General features: G+C 76.3%; 22 protein-coding genes. 5 read left to right on the top strand and 17 right to left on the bottom strand.

The window, feature by feature from the left end; translation table 11 throughout:
- Positions 1-469: 469 nt before the first annotated feature.
- The 4 genes from IEX99_RS10050 to IEX99_RS10065 form a co-directional block, all read right to left on the bottom strand.
- On the bottom strand, positions 470-1,201 hold the full coding sequence (locus IEX99_RS10050; RefSeq protein WP_188899906.1) for an ABC transporter ATP-binding protein: 732 nt from the start codon (positions 1,199-1,201) through the stop codon (positions 470-472).
- A gap of 16 nt (positions 1,202-1,217) precedes the next feature.
- A complete protein-coding gene (locus tag IEX99_RS10055) occupies positions 1,218-2,078 on the bottom strand; it encodes an ABC transporter permease (RefSeq protein ID WP_188899907.1) in 861 nt (286 codons plus the stop codon).
- A gap of 54 nt (positions 2,079-2,132) precedes the next feature.
- Positions 2,133-2,663: a glycine zipper 2TM domain-containing protein gene (locus IEX99_RS10060; RefSeq protein WP_229677921.1), complete on the bottom strand. Its 531-nt coding sequence runs from the start codon at positions 2,661-2,663 to the stop codon at positions 2,133-2,135.
- A gap of 223 nt (positions 2,664-2,886) precedes the next feature.
- Complete coding sequence (locus IEX99_RS10065) at positions 2,887-3,636, bottom strand: 2OG-Fe dioxygenase family protein (RefSeq protein ID WP_188899908.1); 750 nt, start codon at positions 3,634-3,636, stop codon at positions 2,887-2,889.
- Between the two features lie 236 nt (positions 3,637-3,872).
- Between IEX99_RS10065 and IEX99_RS10070 the strand changes: the two genes are divergently transcribed.
- Complete coding sequence (locus IEX99_RS10070) at positions 3,873-4,205, top strand: hypothetical protein (protein ID WP_188899909.1); 333 nt, start codon at positions 3,873-3,875, stop codon at positions 4,203-4,205.
- Positions 4,206-4,224: 19 nt separating this feature from the next.
- Here the strand turns inward: IEX99_RS10070 and ccmI are convergent, their stop codons facing one another.
- From ccmI to IEX99_RS10105, 7 genes are all read right to left on the bottom strand, one after another.
- Positions 4,225-5,028, bottom strand: coding sequence for a c-type cytochrome biogenesis protein CcmI (gene ccmI, locus IEX99_RS10075; protein ID WP_188899910.1), 804 nt, complete (start codon positions 5,026-5,028; stop codon positions 4,225-4,227).
- Positions 5,025-5,546 (bottom strand): cytochrome c-type biogenesis protein, encoded by a 522-nt coding sequence (locus IEX99_RS10080; RefSeq protein ID WP_456304527.1) that lies wholly within the window; start codon positions 5,544-5,546, stop codon positions 5,025-5,027. The genes ccmI and IEX99_RS10080 overlap by 4 nt, the downstream gene beginning before the upstream one ends.
- Before the next feature lie 5 nt (positions 5,547-5,551).
- On the bottom strand, positions 5,552-6,229 hold the full coding sequence (locus IEX99_RS10085) for a DsbE family thiol:disulfide interchange protein (protein ID WP_188899911.1): 678 nt from the start codon (positions 6,227-6,229) through the stop codon (positions 5,552-5,554).
- Positions 6,226-8,184 carry a heme lyase CcmF/NrfE family subunit gene (locus IEX99_RS10090; RefSeq protein WP_188899912.1) on the bottom strand — a complete coding sequence of 653 codons (1,959 nt, stop codon included), beginning with the start codon at positions 8,182-8,184 and terminating at the stop codon, positions 6,226-6,228. Before IEX99_RS10090 ends, IEX99_RS10085 begins: the two co-directional genes overlap by 4 nt.
- Before the next feature lie 67 nt (positions 8,185-8,251).
- The gene (gene ccmE, locus IEX99_RS10095; RefSeq protein WP_188899913.1) at positions 8,252-8,755 is read right to left on the bottom strand and encodes a cytochrome c maturation protein CcmE; all 504 of its coding nucleotides are present in this window, start codon (positions 8,753-8,755) and stop codon (positions 8,252-8,254) included.
- Positions 8,752-8,907: a heme exporter protein CcmD gene (locus IEX99_RS10100; protein WP_188899914.1), complete on the bottom strand. Its 156-nt coding sequence runs from the start codon at positions 8,905-8,907 to the stop codon at positions 8,752-8,754. Before IEX99_RS10100 ends, ccmE begins: the two co-directional genes overlap by 4 nt.
- Positions 8,904-9,698: a heme ABC transporter permease gene (locus tag IEX99_RS10105; protein WP_229677922.1), complete on the bottom strand. Its 795-nt coding sequence runs from the start codon at positions 9,696-9,698 to the stop codon at positions 8,904-8,906. The genes IEX99_RS10100 and IEX99_RS10105 overlap by 4 nt, the downstream gene beginning before the upstream one ends.
- 99 nt (positions 9,699-9,797) lie before the next feature.
- Here IEX99_RS10105 and IEX99_RS10110 point away from each other — a divergent pair, with 99 nt between their 5' ends.
- The 4 genes from IEX99_RS10110 to IEX99_RS10125 are packed head-to-tail and all read left to right on the top strand — an operon-like array spanning position 9,798 to position 11,354.
- Positions 9,798-10,061: a YciI family protein gene (locus IEX99_RS10110; RefSeq protein ID WP_188899915.1), complete on the top strand. Its 264-nt coding sequence runs from the start codon at positions 9,798-9,800 to the stop codon at positions 10,059-10,061.
- Positions 10,062-10,066: 5 nt separating this feature from the next.
- A complete protein-coding gene (locus tag IEX99_RS10115; protein WP_188899916.1) occupies positions 10,067-10,504 on the top strand; it encodes an EVE domain-containing protein in 438 nt (145 codons plus the stop codon).
- Positions 10,504-10,995, top strand: coding sequence for a GFA family protein (locus IEX99_RS10120; protein WP_188899917.1), 492 nt, complete (start codon positions 10,504-10,506; stop codon positions 10,993-10,995). Before IEX99_RS10115 ends, IEX99_RS10120 begins: the two co-directional genes overlap by 1 nt.
- On the top strand, positions 10,992-11,354 hold the full coding sequence (locus IEX99_RS10125) for a Rieske (2Fe-2S) protein (protein WP_188899918.1): 363 nt from the start codon (positions 10,992-10,994) through the stop codon (positions 11,352-11,354). The genes IEX99_RS10120 and IEX99_RS10125 overlap by 4 nt, the downstream gene beginning before the upstream one ends.
- 9 nt (positions 11,355-11,363) lie before the next feature.
- Here IEX99_RS10125 and ychF read toward each other — a convergent pair whose 3' ends face one another.
- From ychF to IEX99_RS10155, 6 genes are all read right to left on the bottom strand, one after another.
- Positions 11,364-12,458, bottom strand: a complete 1,095-nt coding sequence (gene ychF / locus IEX99_RS10130) for a redox-regulated ATPase YchF (RefSeq protein WP_188899919.1) — start codon at positions 12,456-12,458, stop codon at positions 11,364-11,366.
- Between the two features lie 136 nt (positions 12,459-12,594).
- Entirely contained in the window at positions 12,595-13,104 is a 510-nt protein-coding gene (locus IEX99_RS10135; RefSeq protein WP_188899920.1) for a hypothetical protein, read from the bottom strand.
- Positions 13,101-13,691 (bottom strand): aminoacyl-tRNA hydrolase, encoded by a 591-nt coding sequence (gene pth / locus IEX99_RS10140; RefSeq protein ID WP_188899921.1) that lies wholly within the window; start codon positions 13,689-13,691, stop codon positions 13,101-13,103. The genes IEX99_RS10135 and pth overlap by 4 nt, the downstream gene beginning before the upstream one ends.
- A gap of 15 nt (positions 13,692-13,706) precedes the next feature.
- On the bottom strand, positions 13,707-14,423 hold the full coding sequence (locus IEX99_RS10145; protein ID WP_188899922.1) for a 50S ribosomal protein L25/general stress protein Ctc: 717 nt from the start codon (positions 14,421-14,423) through the stop codon (positions 13,707-13,709).
- 167 nt (positions 14,424-14,590) lie between these two features.
- Positions 14,591-15,181, bottom strand: coding sequence for a histidine phosphatase family protein (locus IEX99_RS10150; RefSeq protein WP_188899923.1), 591 nt, complete (start codon positions 15,179-15,181; stop codon positions 14,591-14,593).
- Positions 15,182-15,186: 5 nt separating this feature from the next.
- Positions 15,187-15,804, bottom strand: coding sequence for a glutathione S-transferase family protein (locus IEX99_RS10155; protein ID WP_188899924.1), 618 nt, complete (start codon positions 15,802-15,804; stop codon positions 15,187-15,189).
- Positions 15,805-15,822 lie beyond the last annotated feature (18 nt).

Here is a 15,822-nt window from a genome sequence, read left to right on the forward strand (position 1 = left end):
GTCATAGGTGCTGAGACCCCCCTTGTCTCGCGATCGCGTGATCGCGTAGCGGGGGAGAGAAAAGATCAGACATAAACCGTGAGGCAACACCAAAATGCGTCTGGACAGGAAAGTCGCGTTCTGATGGGAAACCTTCAGGAGAAAAACGAAATCGCAACAGTTACATTACTTCGTCTCGAAAGAAGCACGATTGCAGGGATTCGAGAACGAGTCGTTTCGTAACGATATTCGGATCGTTGCGCGGCGGATTGTGGGGCGAATGCCCGGCGAGTCCCCGCCAGGCGCGGCCTGGGCGCTCCCGATGCGATGGCCGGCGCGGCCGGAACCGATGCGGAACGGAGCCCGCCGGGCGCCGGGCGAGGCCGCGGTTCCGCGGCGCCGCGCGGCGCCACGCCCGTCAGGCGGCGCCGGCGCGGCCGGCCCCGGTTCCGCGACGGGCGCCGCCCCGCCCCGGACGGGCGGCGATCGCTCAGTCGGCGGCGAGGACCTCGGCGACCGGCCCGTCCCCGATGATGCGCCCGCCCTCGAGCCGGATCGCCCGCGTGCACCAGTTGCGCACCACCGCCAGGTCGTGCGTCGCGAGCACCAGGATGTCGGCGTCGGAGACCAGGCGGGAGAGGCGCTGCTCCGCCTTCTCCATGAACTCCGCGTCGCCGGCCAGGAACCACTCGTCCATCAGCAGCACCTGCGGCGTCATCGCCGTCGCCATGGCGAAGGCGAGCCGCACGTGCATCCCCGCCGAGTAGGTGCGCACCGGCACGTCGAGGAACTCGCCGAGGCCGGCGAAGGCCGCCACCTCCTCGGCCAGCGCGGTGCCCTCGACCGCGGTCATGCCGCGGTAGAGCGCGCGCAGCACGATGTTCTCGCGCCCGGTCGCGTCCGGGTCCATCCCGGCGGCCGGGTCGATCAGCGAGCCGACCGCGCCTTCCACCGTCAGCCGCCCCGCCACCGGCTCGTAGACGCCGGCGAGGGTGCGGAGCAGCGTCGTCTTGCCCGCGCCGTTGCGCCCGACCAGCGCCACCCGCTCGCCGCGCGCGATCTCGAAGCTGAGGTCGCGCAGCGCGGCGACGACGACGCGGTTGGCGTCGTCGGTGCGCAGCCGGAGCGGCGTGGCGGCGAGCAGGCGCTTCTTCAGCGACCGCGCGCCGAGGTGGTAGAGCGGGAACTCGACGGAGATCCCCTCGGCCAGGATGCGGGCCATCGGCGGGCGGCCTCCGCTAGACCCAGAAGGCGACCCGGCCGCGGAAGCGGACGAAGAAGGCGAAGGCCAGGGCGCAATGCGCCGCGGTCCAGGCGAACGCCGCGGCCCAGACCCACGCGCCGCCACCGCCTTCGAGCAGCGGCCCGCGCACGGTCTCCATCACCGCATGGAAGGGGTTGAGCGGCAGCAGCCGCCGGGACGCCGGATCGAGCAGCTCCGGCTTCCAGATCACCGGCGTGACGAAGAAGGCGATCTGCATCACGCTCGCCACGATCGGCCCGATGTCGCGGAACCGCGCGCAGAGCATGCCGAGCAGCAGCGAGGCCGCGAAGGCGTTGAGCGCGAACAGGACGAGGCCGGGCAGGACGAGCAGCGCGCCCCAGCCCGGCGCGACGCCGAAGACCAGGAACACCACCGCGATCAGCGGCAGGTTGTGCGCCGCGACCATGGCGTTGCGCATCACGCAGCGCAGCGCGTGCACCGTGTGCGGCAGCGGGAGCTGGCGGATCACCGACTCCGCGGCGGTGAGGCAGGTGCAGGCCTCGCCGACCGAGACGGCGATCACGTTCCACAGGATCAGGCTGACCGCGAGCCAGGGCAGGTAGTCGCCGACCGGAAGCTGGAACAGCCGGGAATAGAGGAAGCCGAGCGCGGCCAGCATCACCGCGGTGGACAGCGTCAGCCAGATCGGCCCGAGCACCGAGCCGCGGTAGCGGTTGCGGATGTCGAGCCGCGCCAGCGCCGCCGCCAGCCGCCAGCGCCGCGCCCCCTCGGCGAGGTCGGCGAGCGCGCGCTCGAGGCGCCGCGGCGCGGCGGCGTCGAAGTGCCGCACCGGGATCGTCGTGGCGGCGGTTTCGGCAGGGCTGGGGGCGAGCATGGCGGCGCGCCTCCATACACGCCGCGCCGCCGCGCGGCCAGAGCCGCGGCGGCGCTACTTCACCGCCGCGCCGTAGCCGTAGGCCGGAGGCGGCGGGGCGCCGACCGCGCGGGCGATGCGCACGCGGTCCGTGCGGGTGATCACCACGCGCTCGCCCGGGCGCAGCCCCTCCTCGTTGGTCTGGTTGACCGTGATCGGGGTGGGGCGGCCGTCCTCCTGGATGATGAACTCGTAGCCGACGCCGCCGGTGGCGCCCTCCTCGATCGCCGCGCCGGCGAGGCCGCCGATCAGCGCGCCGCCCACGCCGGCGACCGTGCGCTCGCGCCAGCCCTGGCCGATCGTGCTGCCGACCAGGCCGCCGGCGCCGGCGCCGATCGCCGCGCCGGCGCCGCTGCGCGTGCCGGCCATGCGGACGGGGCGCATCTGGACGATCGTGCCGTAGGTCGCGTAGCCCTGCACGCCCATCGCGCCGACGCCGACGGTGGTGTTGGTGGTCGGCGGCGCGCAGGCGGCGGCAAGGCCGAGCAGGGCGGCGGCGCCGAGGCGGACGGCGAGTCGCGGACGCGCGGCGGCGGAAATCGGCATGCGGGCCTCCTGCACCAGGGCGGGCGCCGTGCCGGCCTCTCCGGCGGCGGGCGGCTTTCCCCCCGGCATGACGCTCGGCACGGGGACACCATAATGCCTCAATCGGCGGCTGTGCCTAGCCCTGCGATCCTCGCTCCGGGGTTCGCCCCCCCCCGCGGGCCGCCTCGGGCGCGGACGCGCGGCGTCCGCCCTTCGTCCGCCGCGCCGGCCGGACCGCCGCTCCTCAGCCGCGCCGGAAGGTGACCACCAGCACGTCGCGATAGGCCGGGCGGGCGGGATCCACCGGCAGCACCGGCGTCACGCCGTGATAGCACCGGTTGTCGTCCACCAGGGCGGCGTCCATCGGCTCGGCCAGGGTGAAGCTGCCGAGCGGCCGGCGCTGCAGGTCGTGGATCGAGGTCTCGCCGCTCGCCACGTTCTCGCGCCGCACCAGCAGCACCAGCACCCAGTCCACGCCGTCGCGGTGCATGCCCTCGGGCGTCGGCCGGCCGGCCTCGCCGGGGCGGGCCTCGATGCGGAACTGGTGGACCTCGACATGCCAGGAGTCGGGGCGTGTGCCGGGCGGCGTCAGCCGGTCGAAGAGCCGATGGCAGGTGGCGAGGACGGCGCGCATCGTCGGATGCGCGGCAATCGCCTCGGTCACCGGCTCGAACCAGCGCTCGATGCCGCCGTTCAGCGGGTTGTAGTCGCGGCTCTGGTAGTGCGGCTGGTGCGGCTTGCGGCGGATGCCTGCGGGCGTGGCGGCGAAGCAGGCGAAGCGGCGCCGGCGGTAGCGGCCGCCGTCGGCCATGTAGGTGTCGAGGCCGAGGTCGTCCCAGCTCGCCGCGAAGCCCTCCCAGTCCGCGGCGCCCGCCGCCTCCAGCAGGGCGCGCATCCGCGGGGCGCGGACATGGGCGAAGCCCTGCGCGAGCAGCGCCGCGCCGACCGTCTCCGCGACGCCGGTGGGCCCGACCGTCCGGATCTCCCGCTCCATCGCCTCCTCCTCGGGCGCAAGGCGCCCCGCTGCGGCCGCGCCGAGCATCGCCACAGGGGCCGCCGCCCCGGAAGATGGGGAGGCCGGCGCGCGATGCATCGCCCCGCCCGTCGGCGCGCATGGCGCGGCCCGCGGCAGGGGCAATCCCGCCCCCCGCGCGGCGTTCGCTCCCGGATCGCCTCGGGCCCATGCGGCCCGGCGTTCGACCGCCCCGAGCGAAAGGAACGCGCCGCGCCATGGCCTCGTCCGCCACCGATCCCCGGCGCGCTGCGGCGCCGCCTTCCCTCGGCCATCCCGGCGCGGCCGGCGAACATGCCGCGGTGCGCGGCCTCGCGCGCCGCTGGTGGCTGTTCCTGCTGCGCGGGGCGGTGGCGATCGCCTTCGGCGTGATCGCGCTGGCCAATCCGGCGCTCGGCCTGATCGGGCTGCTCGCCTTCGTCGCCGCGCGGATGCTGCTCGACGGGGTGTTGACCATCGCCCAGGCGACCGCCGTGCCGGCGGTGGACACCGGCGAGCCGCCGCCGCGCCCGGCGAACGATCCGGGCCGGCACGGCCGCGGCGCGGCCTGACCCCGCGCCGCCGCGCGGCTCAGGGCAGCTCGTTCAGCCGCCGCTCGACCAGCGTCCGCCACGGCGCGTCCGGCGGCGCGTCGGCGAGCAGCGCGCGCCAGGCCGCGCGCGCCGTCTCCGGCCGCCCGGCCCGCGCCTCGGCCAGCCCGGCGAGGAAGCGGAGCCGCGGATCGCGCGGCGCCTCGGCGAGGCCGCGGGTGATCCAGCGCGTCGCGGCCTCGGTCTCGCCGCGCTCCAGCTCCACCTCCGCGAGGTCGCCGGCGAGGCCGGGGTCGAAGCGCGCGCCCAGCGCCCGCGTCCAGGCCTCCGCCGCACCCGCGAGGTTGCCGCGCGCGCGCTCGGCGTTGCCGAGCAGCAGGTAGCCCTGCCGCGCCGTCTCGCTCGCCGGATCGAGCCGGGCGAGGCGGGCGCGCAGCTCGGCCAGCAGCGCCTCCTCGCGCCGCGCCGCCTCGGCGCGCTCGACATGGGGCGCGGAGGGCAGGCCCGGCGCGCCGCGCCAGAGGTAGAGCCCCAGCGACAGCGCCGCGATCGCCGGGACCAGCGCGAGGGCGAGCGCGGAGGAGGGACGGCGGCCCGGCGCCGCCGTCTCCTCGTCCGGCGTGCCGATCAGGCGGCGCTGCACCTCGAGGACCGCGGCGCGGTGCGCGGCCGCGTCCAGCCGCCCGGCCTCGCGCTCGCGGTCGAGCTCGGCGAGCTGGGCGCGGTAGAGGGCGAGGTCGGCCTCGCGCCGGCCGCGCGGCGCGCGGCGCGGCGGGCGCAGCAGGGCTAGGGCGAGCGGCGCCAGCGCCGCCGCGGCGAGCAGGGCGAGGGCGAGCCAGGTCACGACGGGCGCCGGTCCCTCTCGGCCGCCGCTGCCTCGATCGCGGCGAGGCGCGCGCGCTCCGCCTCGGTCAGCGGCGCGGCGGCCTCCTCCACCACGGCGTCCGGCGCGACGCGGCGGCGGCGGAGCGCGAGCAGGATCGCCGTGGCGCCGCCCGCCAGCGCCAGGGCCGGCGCGGCCCAGAGCAGCGCGGTGGCGGCGGTGACGGGCGGGCGCAGCAGCACGAAGTCGCCGTAGCGCTCGTGCAGGTAGCGGACCACCTCCGCGTCGGTCGCCCCCTGCGCGATCCGCTCGCGCACGATCAGGCGCAGGTCGCGGGCGAGGTCGGCGTTGCTGTCCTCGATGGACTGGTTCTGGCAGACGAGGCAGCGCAGCTCGCGCCCGATCGCCCGGGCGCGCGCCTCCTGCGCCGGATCGGCGAGGCGCTCGCGCGGGTCGCCGACGGCGGCGGGCGCCGCCGCCGGGAACAGCAGCGGCGCGAGCAGCAGCGCCGGCAGGATCGCGGCGCGCCGGGGGCGGATCGTCGTCACGCGTGTCGCCTGAGCAGCGGTCGGAGGTCGCTCTCCAGGATCTGCGGCGTGATCGGCCCGGCCCAGCGCCAGCGGACGACGCCGGTCCGGTCCACCAGGTAGGTCTCCGGCACGCCGTAGAGGCCCCAGTCGATCGCGACGCGCCCCGGCTGGTCGACGCCGAGCCGCGCGTAGGGGTTGCCGTGGCGGCGCAGGAAGGCGCGGGCGTCCTCCGCCCGGTCCTTGTAGTTGATGCCGAAGACCGGGACGCCCTCGCGCGAGAGGCGCATCAGCATCGGATGCTCGACGACGCAGGGCACGCACCAGGAGGCCCAGAAATTGACCAGCACCGGCGCGGCGAGGCCGCCGCGCAGGTCGGCGGCGCCCAGCGCGGGCAGCTCCGCGCCCTCGAGCGGCGGCAGGGCGAAGTCGGGCACCGGCCGGCCGATCAGCGCCGAGGGGACGCCGCGCGGGTCGTAGCTCCCCGTCCCCAGGCCGCGCAGCAGGGCGTAGAAGCCGAGGAAGGCGCCGCCGGCGAGCGCGAGCGGCGCGTAGAGCACCCAGCGCCGGCGCGTCCCGGCGGCGCGCGGCGGGGCCGCCGCCTCGCCGGCGGGGCGCGCGTCGCGGTCGTGGCCGGGGCCGCGCCCGGGCGGGGCGGCGGCGGGCGTCGTCGTGGTGGTGCCGGTGTCGCTCATGCGGGGGCGGGCGCTCCCTTCGGGGCGGGCGCGGCGACGCGGACGCGGCGGTCGGACAGCGACAGCCCGCCGCCCAGCGCCATCACCGCCGCGCCGAGCCAGATCCAGGGCGCGAGCGGGTTGTGGTGCAGGCGCAGCACGGCGGCGCCGTCGCGCTCCTCGCCGAGCACGACGTAGAGGTCGCGCAGCCCGTTGGTGTGGATCGCCGCCTCGGTGGTGGTCTCGCGGCCGACCGGGAAGAAGCGGCGCTCCGGCTCGAGCACGGCGACCGCGGCGCCGTCGCGGGCGACGGTCACGGTGGCGCGGCGCGCGGTCCAGTTCGGCCCCGCCGCGTCGCGCACCCCCTCGAGCCGCCACTCGTAGCCGGCGAGGCGCGCGCTCTCGCCGGGCTTCAGGGCGACCAGCGCGTCGGTCGCGAGGCCCATCCCGGCGATGCCGGCGCAGGTCACGCCGAGCCCGGCATGGGCGAGCGCGCCGCCCCAGGCGGCGCGCGGCAGGCCGCGCGCGCGCGCCCAGGCGGCGGCAGGCCGACGGAACAGCGCGATGCGGTCGGCGAGGTCGGCCGCGGCGCCCGCCACCAGCCAGACCGCGGCGGCGAAGCCGAGCGCCGGCCAGACCCGCTCGCCGGCGAGCGCGAGGGCCAGGAGCAGCGCGGCGGCCGCGGCGAGCGCCGCCCACCACAGGCGCTGCAGGACGGGCCACAGCCGTGCCCGCTTCCAGGGCAGCAGCGCGCCGAGCGGCATGGCGAGGATCAGCGGCGCCGCCAGCGGCAGGGTCGCCGCGTTGAAGAAGGGCGGCCCGACCGAGATCTTCACCCCGAGCACCAGGTCCGCGAACATCGGGTAGAGCGTGCCGACCAGCACCACCGCGCAGATCGAGCACAGGAACAGGTTGTTCAGCACCAGCGCGCCCTCGCGCGACAGCGGCGCGAACACCCCGGTCGGCGCCATCGCCGGCGCGCGCCAGGCGAACAGCGCGAAGGCGCCGCCGACGTAGAGCGCGAGCAGGGCGAGGATGAACACGCCCCGCGTCGGGTCGCTGGCGAAGGCGTGCACGCTGTTCAGCACCCCCGAGCGCACGAGGAAGGTGCCGAGCAGCGAGAGGGCGAAGGCGAGCAGCGCCAGCAGCACGGTCCAGACCTTCAGCGCCTCGCGCTTCTCCACCACGATCGCGGAGTGCAGCAGCGCCGTGCCGGCGAGCCAGGGCAGCAGCGAGGCGTTCTCCACCGGGTCCCAGAACCAGTAGCCGCCCCAGCCGAGCTCGTAGTAGGCCCACCAGGAGCCGAGCGCGATGCCGAGGGTGAGGAACGCCCAGGCGGCGAGCGCCCAGGGCCGCACCCAGCGCCCCCAGGCGGCGTCCACGCGGCCCTCGATCAGCGCCGCGACGGCGAAGGCGAAGGTCACCGCGTAGCCGACATAGCCGAGGTAGAGCAGCGGCGGGTGGAGGGCGAGGCCGGGGTCCTGCAGCACCGGGTTGAGCCCCTGCCCGTCCGCCGGCGGCGGCCAGACCCGCGCGAAGGGATTGGAGGTGGCGAGGATGAACAGCAGGAAGCCCACGCCGACCAGCCCCAGCACGGCGAGCACGCGCGCCTGCAGCGCCCCCGGCAGGTCCCGCCCGAAGCCCGCCACCGCGCCGCCGCACAGCGCCAGGATCAGCACCCAGAGGACCATCGAGCCCTCGTGGTTCCCCCAGGTGCCGGTCAGCTTGTAGAGCAGCGGCTTGGCGGAGTGGCTGTTCTGCACCACGCCGAGCACGGTCGTGTCGTTGACCGCGAAGCTCCACAGCAGCGCGGCGAAGGCGGCGGCGACGGCGACCAGCTGCCCGGCGGCGAGCGGCGGGCCGAGCGCGATCAGCCGGGGGTCGCGCCGCTGCGCGCCGAGCAGCGGCACCGCCCCCTGCGCCAGCGCGAGGACGCAGGCGAGCGCGAGGGCGAAGTGGCCGAGCTCCGGGATCATGACGCCCCGCCGCCGCGCGCCGGGGAGCGGAGGGTCGCCCCGCGGGCCGGGAAGCCGCCCATGCCGCTCACCCTCCCGGCCGCGGCGAGAGCGTGTTCCAGCCGCCCGCCGGCGGCGCCGCGCCCTGCGACGGGTCCCAGTGCCCGGCGCGCTTCAGCGCGTCCGCGACCTCGGGCGGCATGTAGGTCTCGTCGTGGCGGGCCAGCACCTCGGAGGCGTGGAACACGCCGTCCGGGCCGAGCCGGCCGAGCGTCACCACGCCCTGCCCCTCGCGGAACAGGTCGGGGAGGATCCCGGCGTAGACGACGCTGATCGCGTGCGCCCCGTCGGTGACGCGGAAGCGCGCGGTGGGGCGGCCGTCGGCGCCGGTCGCGCGCTCGACGCTGCCGGCCTCGACCAGGCCGCCGAGGCGGAAGGCGCGGTCGGCGGGCGGCGGCTTCGCGGCGAGGTCGGAGGGGGAGAGGAAGAACACCAGGTTGTCCCGGAACGCCGCCAGCGTCAGCGCCGTCGCGCTGCCGAGGCCGAGGCCGCACAGCAGGAGGATGGCGAGGCGCCGCCGCTTGCGGGTCATGCCGCGCCGTCCCGCGCCGCGGCGCGCGGGTCGAGCGCCGCCAGCCGCCGCCGCGCCGCGCGGTGCCTGAGCCAGGCGCCGAGGGCGAGCGCGCCGAGGCCGAGCGCCGCCAGCGCGTAGGAGGCCGCCACATGCGCCCAGTGCAGCGTCACGCCGCCATGCCCCTTTCCTCCCGCCGCGCCCGCGCCAGCTCCAGCGCGCGGATGCGGCGTTCCATCACCGCCGCGCGGGTGCGCGCCAGCACCAGCGCGGCGAAGGCCAGCGCGAAGCCGAGCGCGCAGACCAGCAGGGGGTAGAGCATCTCCACGTGCATCGCCGGCGCGCCGAGGCGGGTCACGCTCGCCGGCTGGTGCAGCGTGTTCCACCAGTCCACCGAGAACTTCACGATCGGCAGGTTCACCACGCCGATCAGGGCGAGGATCGCGCCCGCGCGCGCCCCGCGCTCCGGCTCGTCGAAGGCGCGCACCAGCGCGGCGTGGCCGAGCCAGAGGAAGAACAGCACCAGCACCGAGGTCAGCCGCGCGTCCCACACCCACCAGGTCCCCCACATCGGCCTGCCCCAGAGGCTGCCGGTGGCGAGGCAGAGCGCCGTCACCACCGCGCCGACCGGCGAGAGCTCCCGCGCGAGGAGGTCGGCCAGCGGATGCCGCCAGACCAGCGCGGCCGCCGAGGCGAGGGCGAGCGCCAGGTAGCCCCCCATGGCGAGCCAGGCCATCGGCACGTGGACGTACATGATCCGCACCGTCTCGCCCTGCTGCCAGTCCGGCGGCGAGAAGGCGAGAGCCCACGCCACGCCCGCCGCCAGCACGCCGGCCGCGGCCGCCGAGAGCCAGGGCAGCACGCGCCCGCTCGCCCGCAGGAAGCGGCCGGGATTGGCGAAGCGGTGCAGCGACCGCGGCGCCGGCGGCGCCGCGGCGGCGGTTATCGGGGGGGTGGCGTCCACGGCCCCTACCTAGGCTACCCTCGCGCCGGATTGAAGCGCCGGGCGCCGGACGTTACGTGCCGGGACGCACGGGGCCGCCGGGGCGGGGGAGCGGGACGCATGCTGTACGCCATCATCTGCCGGGACCGGGCCGGGGCGGGCGGGACGCGCCCGGCCGCGCGCCCGGCGCATCGCGACCGCAAGCGCCGCGCCGTGGCGGCGCGGGCGATGCCGGGCGCGGCCGGCGCCCCGCCCGGTTCGCCCTTCGCGGTCGGGGCGGCGGACGAGGCCGTCGTCGCCCGGCCCTTGGCCGCATCCGATCCCTGCGCCGCCGGGATCCGGCGCTTCCGCCTCGTCCGCGGGGACGGGGCGCGGGCGGGCTGACGCCGATGCCGCAGGACGCGCGGCGCTACTGGCTGGTGAAGTCCGAGCCGGAGGCCTTCTCCTGGGAGCAGCAGGTGAGGAACGGCGTCGAGCCCTGGACCGGGGTGCGCAACGCCCTCGCCGCCCGGCACCTGCGCGCGATGCGCAAGGGCGACCGCGCCTTCTTCTACCACTCGAACACCGGCAGGGAGATCGTCGGCGTCGTCGAGGTGGTGCGCGAGGCCTATCCCGACCCGACGGACGACACCGGCCGGGGCTGGGTCTGCGTGGACGTGAAGGCGCTGGGGCCGATGCCGAGGCCCGTGACCCTCGCCGCGATCAAGGCGGAGCCGGCTCTCGCCGACCTCGCCCTGGTGCGGCAGCCGCGCCTGTCCGTGATGCCCGTCTCGCCCGACCATTGGCGCATCCTGGCGCGGATGGGCGGATGGGAGGAGGGCGGGTGATGCTGCTCGAGGGGTCCTGCCACTGCGGCGCGGTGCGCTTCCGCGTGGAGTCGGCGCATCCCTATCCCTACCAGCGCTGCTACTGCTCGGTCTGCCGCAAGACCCAGGGCGGGGGCGGCTACGCGATCAACCTCGGCGCCGAGAGCGCGACGCTGCGCGTGACCGGGCGGAAGCACGTCGCGATCTACCACGCGCGGATCCGCGATCCGGAGGATTCGCGCGCCCACACCAGCCCGGCGGAGCGGCATTTCTGCGCCCGCTGCGGCTCGGCGTTGTGGCTCTACGACGAACGCTGGCCGGAGCTGGTGCACCCCTTCGCCTCGGCGATCGACACGCCACTGCCGGTGCCGCCCGAGCGCACGCACGTCATGCTGGAGTTCAAGGCGCCCTGGGTGGAGGTCGAGGCCGGACCGCGCGACCGCCGGCACCGGCGCTACCCCGAGGAGAGCATCGCCGAATGGCACGCCCGGCTGGGCCTGACGCGGGAATGAGCGGCATCGCCGCGGGCGAGCGGGTCCTCTGCCGGCTGGAGGACATCCCGGACGGCGGGGCCAAGGGCTTCCCGCCGGCGCCGGGCGCCTTCACCGGGCTGTTCGCGATCCGCCGCGGGCGGCGGGTCTGGGTCTATGTGAACTCCTGCCCGCATATCGGCCTGCCGCTGGAGCCCGCGCCGGACCGCTTCCTCGACGCGAAGCGGGAGAAGATCGTCTGCTCCGCGCACGGGGCGCGGTTCCGGGTCGAGGACGGGCTCTGCCTCTCCGGCCCCTGCTACAACGAGCACCTCGAGGCGGTGGCGGCGCGGGTGGAGCCGGACGGACGGGTGGTGGTGCCGGAGGACGCGGGGCTGTAGGCGCGCCGCTCAGACGTTGAAGCGGAACAGCATCACGTCGCCGTCGCGCACGACGTACTCCTTGCCCTCGACGCGCATCCTGCCCGCCTCCTTCGCCCCCTGCTCGCCGCCGCAGGCGATGTAGTCCTCGTAGGCGATGGTCTCGGCGGCGATGAAGCCGCGCTCGAAGTCGCCGTGGATGACGCCCGCGGCCTGCGGCGCCCTGGTGCCCTGCGGCACGGTCCAGGCGCGCGTCTCCTTCGGCCCCGCGGTGAAGAAGGTGATCAGGCCGAGCAGCGCGTAGCCGGCGCGGATGACGCGATCCAGCCCGCTGTCCGCGAGCCCGAGCGAGGCGAGGAACTCCCTGCGGTCGGCCTCCGGCATCTGCGCGATCTCGGCCTCGATCGCGGCGGAGACGACGACGGCACCGGCGCCCTCCGCCGCGGCGCGGGCGAGGACCCGGGCGCTGTGCGCGTTGCCGGTCGCCGCGGCGGCCTCCTCCACGTTGCAGACGTAGAGCACCGGCTTGGTGGTCAGGAGCTGCAGCCGCCGCGCCGCCGCCTCCTCGCCCTTCGGCACGGCGGTCCGCGCGGGCCGGCCGGCGCGCAGCGCCGAGAGGATCGGCTCGATCAGCGCGAGCTGCGCGGCCGCCTCCCTGTCGCCGCCGCGGGCGCGCTTGGCGAGGCCGACGACGCGCTTCTCCAGGCTGTCGAGGTCGGCGAGCATCAGCTCGGTCTCGACCGTCTCGGCGTCGCGGATCGGGTCCACGCCGCCCTCGACATGCGTCACGTCGGGGTCCTCGAAGCAGCGCAGCACGTGGATGATCGCGTCCACCTCGCGGATGTTGGCGAGGAACTGGTTGCCGAGGCCCTCGCCCCTGCTCGCGCCGCGCACCAGGCCGGCGATGTCGACGAATTCCAGGCTGGTCGGGACGATCCTGGCCGACTTCGCGACGCGCGCGATCGCCTCGAGCCGCGGGTCGGGCACGGCGACGCGGCCGACGTTCGGCTCGATGGTGCAGAAGGGGTAGTTGGCCGCCTGCGCCGCCGCGGTCTGCGTCAGCGCGTTGAAGAGCGTGGACTTGCCGACGTTCGGCAGGCCGACGATGCCGCAATTGAATCCCATGATGGTCTCGTTCCGATGCGCCGCCGCGTCGCGGCGCCGTTCCTGTCCGCGGGGAGGGGGCCTCCCTCGCCCGTTGTCTGCCGGGCGGATCCGCGCTCCCGGCTGTTCCCGGCCGTCCGCGGTCCGCCCTGGGCCTTCACCCGCCCCGTGCCGCGCCGGGCGGGGCGACGGCCGGCTCGGCCGCGAGCCGCGCCGCCAGCTCCTGCGCCGCCAGGCCCGCCGCGATCCGCGCCGCCGCGTCGTCGCTGCGGAAGGCGAGCGCCGCGGCGCGCAGCAGCGGCGCCACCGCGGCCGGCGCCGCGCCCGCGCGCCGCGCCGCCTCGGCGATCCGGCGCGCCCGCGCCGCCGCGTCGGCCCCGGGCTGCGCCAGCGCCTCGGCCGCCTCGAGCGCCAGGGCGGCGCGCAGCGCGGCCTCGCCGGCCGCGTGCAGCGCCGCGCGCAGCCGCCGCACGTCGCCCGGCGGCTCGCCCGGCGCCGGCGCCGCCGCGCGGCGCAGCGCCGCGGCGGTCTCGGCCAGGGCCCGCGCCCCGCGGACCAGGCCGGCGGCGAGCGCCGCCTCGCCGTTCGCCCAGTCCTCGGGCGAGGGGCCGCCGACGCCGCCGGCGAGCCCGGCCTCCGCCTCCTCCTCGGCGCCGCTCCCGATCACCGCGACGATTCCTCGGCCTGCTGCGTCAGCAGGGCGACGCGCGTCATGAACTCCTCGGGCCGGCGCTGCGCGAGCAGCGGCGCCGCCTCGGCGATGGCGTCGAGCAGCGCCTCGACCCAGGGCGCGTCGGTCCTGGCGAAATTGCCCAGCACGTGGCCCGTCACCAGCTCCTTCCGGCCCGGATGGCCGATGCCGATGCGCACCCGCCAGAAGTCCGGCGTGCCCAGCGCGCGCTTGATGTCGCGCAGCCCGTTGTGGCCCGCCACGCCCCCGCCGCGCTTCACCCGCACCTTGCCCGGCGCCAGGTCGAGCTCGTCGTGGAACACCCAGAGGTCCTCGGGCGGGATCCTGTGGAAGGCGCAGGCCGGCTGCACCGAATCGCCGCTGAGGTTCATATAGGTCATCGGCTTCAGCGCGAGAATGCGCTCGCCGGCGATGGTGCCGTCGGCGACGAGCCCCTTGAAGCGCGACCGCCACGGCCCGAAGCCGTGGCGGCGCGCGATGGCGTCGAGCGCCATGAAGCCGATGTTGTGGCGGTGGCGCGCCTGGGATGGCTCGGGGTTGCCGAGCCCGACCCAGAGCAGCATGGCGGGGGCGGGTCCCTACTTCTTGCCGCCCTTGCCGCCCGCCTTCGCGCCGCCCTTGCCGCCGCCGGGGGCGGAGGTCGCGCCCGCCGCGGGCGCCTTCTGGCGGATCGCCTCGGGCGGCGGCGGCGGCAGGTTCGCGCCGGCCGCGGCCTCGGCCGATTCGGTCGTGGGCGGCGCGATGGTCGCCACCACGAAGTCCCGGTCGGCGATCACCGGCTGGGTGCCGAAATGGTCCCTGATGGCGGACCAGCGCAGCGTGTCGCCGATCTCGGCCGCGCCGAGGTCGATCTCGAACCGCTCCGGCACCGCGTCGGGGTCGGCCTGGACCTCGACCTCGCGGCGGACGAGGTTGAGCACGCCGCCGGCCTTCAGCCCCGGCGAGCTGCCCTCGTTGAGGAACGCCACCGGCACGCGGACGCGGATGCGCTGGCCCGGGGCCAGGCGCTGGAAGTCCACATGGATCGGCCGGTCGGTGACCGGGTGGAACTGCACGTCGCGCATCAGGGCGCGCTCGGTGGCGCCGTCGCGGACGGCGACCTCGAAGAGGTGGCTCTGCCAGCCGCCCTTCTGCAGCTCCTTGATCAGGTCGCGCGGGTCGAGGGCGATCAGCGTCGCCTCCCGCTTGGCGCCGTAGATGACGCCGGGCACCTGCCCGGCCCGCCGGGTCGCGCGCGCCGCCCCCTTGCCGGCCCGCTCGCGCGCCACGGCCTCGATCCGGATCGTCTGGACCATGGCCCGTCCGTGCTCCTCGCGAGGTTGAGTGTGTCGGGAAACGAATGGCGCCGGCCTCCAGGGGTGCCGGCGCGAAGGGGGCGGATAGCCGATCGGGGCGGGCGGCGCAACCGCGCGCCGGGCCGGCAGCCGCCGGCCGCGCGGGGGAGGGGGCGCCGCCCCCGCCGCTACTGCGCCGTCTCCGGCGCCAGTTCCGCCGGGGTGATCCGCCACGCGGCCGCGCCCGGCGGCGGCGGCTCGATCCACAGCGGCAGGGCGTTGGGCGTGCGGACGTTGGGCTGCATGCCCATCACCTGCCGCAGCGCGCGGAACAGCGCCCCGTGCGCGACCACCAGCACCGGCCCGGGCCGCGCGATCGCGCGGTTGACCGCGGCGGCGGCGCGGGCGCGGAGCTCGGCGAAGGTCTCCGCGCCCTCGGGCGTGTAGGCGCCGGCGATCCAGTCGTCGTACCAGTCGCCCATCGGCTGGCCTTCCTGCGCGCCGAAGCGGACCTCGCGGAGGTCCTCCTCGATCGCGACCGGAAGCCTCAGCGCCTCGCCGACGATCTCGGCCGTGTGCCGCGCGCGCTCGAGCGGCGAGGAGACGATGGCGGCGACGCCCCTGCCGAGGAGGGTCAGCGCCGCGCGCCGCGCCTGGGCGACGCCCACGGCGTTGAGCGGGATGTCGGTGCTGCCCTGGGACAGGCCGCGCGCGTTCCAGTCGGTCTCGCCGTGGCGGAGGAACCAGAAGGCGACGGGGTCGAGGCGCTCTGCCGCCATGCCGCTCAGCCCAGCCCCTCGGCCTGCAGCGTGCGCTGCACGGCGGGCCGCGCCCGCATGCGCGCGTAGTGCGCGGCGACGTTGGGCGGCAGCGGCTTCCCCAGCCGCTCCGCCCACCAGAAGCAGCAGTAGAACAGCGCCGAGTCGGCGATGGAGAAGCGGCCGAGCAGGTACTCCCTGCCCTCGAGCGCCTTGTCCATCAGCGCGAGGCCGCGGCTGAAGATCTCCTCGCCGCGCGCCCGCACGGCCGGGTGGTCGGCCTCGTTGGGCGAGAAATTCGCCGGGCGGAAGATGCGCGAGAAGCCCTGCATGTGCATCGTCGCCACGCAGTAGTCGATGAACTCCAGCGCGCGGGCCTGCGCCTCCGGGTCGTCCGGCAGCAGCTTCGCCTCGGGGTTGGTGCGGGCGAGCCAGAAGGCGATCGCCGGGTACTCGGTCAGCACCGAGCCGTCGTCGCGCACCAGGGTGGGCACCTTGGACTTCGGGTTGATCGCCACGAACTCGGGCCTGAACTGCGCGCCCTCGCGCGTGTTGGTCAGCACCGTCTCGTACGGCTTGCCGATCTCCTCGAGCAGCAGGTGGATGCCGATCGAGCAGGCGCCGGGCGAGTAGTAGAGCTTCATGCGTTCCTCTCCCCAGGG

The sequence above is a fragment of the Caldovatus sediminis genome, assembly GCF_014644455.1.
GTDB lineage: Bacteria > Pseudomonadota > Alphaproteobacteria > Acetobacterales > Acetobacteraceae > Caldovatus > Caldovatus sediminis.

What these genes read in the sequence shown, in the direction of transcription:
- IEX99_RS10155 (WP_188899924.1), bottom strand. Translation starts at nt 15,804, where the DNA reads ATGAAGCTCTACTACTCGCCCGGCGCCTGCTCGATCGGCATCCACCTG.
- IEX99_RS10070 (WP_188899909.1), top strand. Translation starts at nt 3,873, where the DNA reads ATGGCCTCGTCCGCCACCGATCCCCGGCGCGCTGCGGCGCCGCCTTCC.
- IEX99_RS10110 (WP_188899915.1), top strand. Translation starts at nt 9,798, where the DNA reads ATGCTGTACGCCATCATCTGCCGGGACCGGGCCGGGGCGGGCGGGACG.
- IEX99_RS10090 (WP_188899912.1), bottom strand. Translation starts at nt 8,184, where the DNA reads ATGATCCCGGAGCTCGGCCACTTCGCCCTCGCGCTCGCCTGCGTCCTC.
- IEX99_RS10055 (WP_188899907.1), bottom strand. Translation starts at nt 2,078, where the DNA reads ATGCTCGCCCCCAGCCCTGCCGAAACCGCCGCCACGACGATCCCGGTG.
- IEX99_RS10060 (WP_229677921.1), bottom strand. Translation starts at nt 2,663, where the DNA reads ATGCCGATTTCCGCCGCCGCGCGTCCGCGACTCGCCGTCCGCCTCGGC.
- ccmE (WP_188899913.1), bottom strand. Translation starts at nt 8,755, where the DNA reads ATGACCCGCAAGCGGCGGCGCCTCGCCATCCTCCTGCTGTGCGGCCTC.
- IEX99_RS10150 (WP_188899923.1), bottom strand. Translation starts at nt 15,181, where the DNA reads ATGGCGGCAGAGCGCCTCGACCCCGTCGCCTTCTGGTTCCTCCGCCAC.
- IEX99_RS10065 (WP_188899908.1), bottom strand. Translation starts at nt 3,636, where the DNA reads ATGGAGCGGGAGATCCGGACGGTCGGGCCCACCGGCGTCGCGGAGACG.
- IEX99_RS10120 (WP_188899917.1), top strand. Translation starts at nt 10,504, where the DNA reads ATGCTGCTCGAGGGGTCCTGCCACTGCGGCGCGGTGCGCTTCCGCGTG.
- pth (WP_188899921.1), bottom strand. Translation starts at nt 13,691, where the DNA reads ATGCTGCTCTGGGTCGGGCTCGGCAACCCCGAGCCATCCCAGGCGCGC.
- IEX99_RS10050 (WP_188899906.1), bottom strand. Translation starts at nt 1,201, where the DNA reads ATGGCCCGCATCCTGGCCGAGGGGATCTCCGTCGAGTTCCCGCTCTAC.
- IEX99_RS10125 (WP_188899918.1), top strand. Translation starts at nt 10,992, where the DNA reads ATGAGCGGCATCGCCGCGGGCGAGCGGGTCCTCTGCCGGCTGGAGGAC.
- IEX99_RS10085 (WP_188899911.1), bottom strand. Translation starts at nt 6,229, where the DNA reads ATGAGCGACACCGGCACCACCACGACGACGCCCGCCGCCGCCCCGCCC.
- ychF (WP_188899919.1), bottom strand. Translation starts at nt 12,458, where the DNA reads ATGGGATTCAATTGCGGCATCGTCGGCCTGCCGAACGTCGGCAAGTCC.
- IEX99_RS10145 (WP_188899922.1), bottom strand. Translation starts at nt 14,423, where the DNA reads ATGGTCCAGACGATCCGGATCGAGGCCGTGGCGCGCGAGCGGGCCGGC.
- IEX99_RS10115 (WP_188899916.1), top strand. Translation starts at nt 10,067, where the DNA reads ATGCCGCAGGACGCGCGGCGCTACTGGCTGGTGAAGTCCGAGCCGGAG.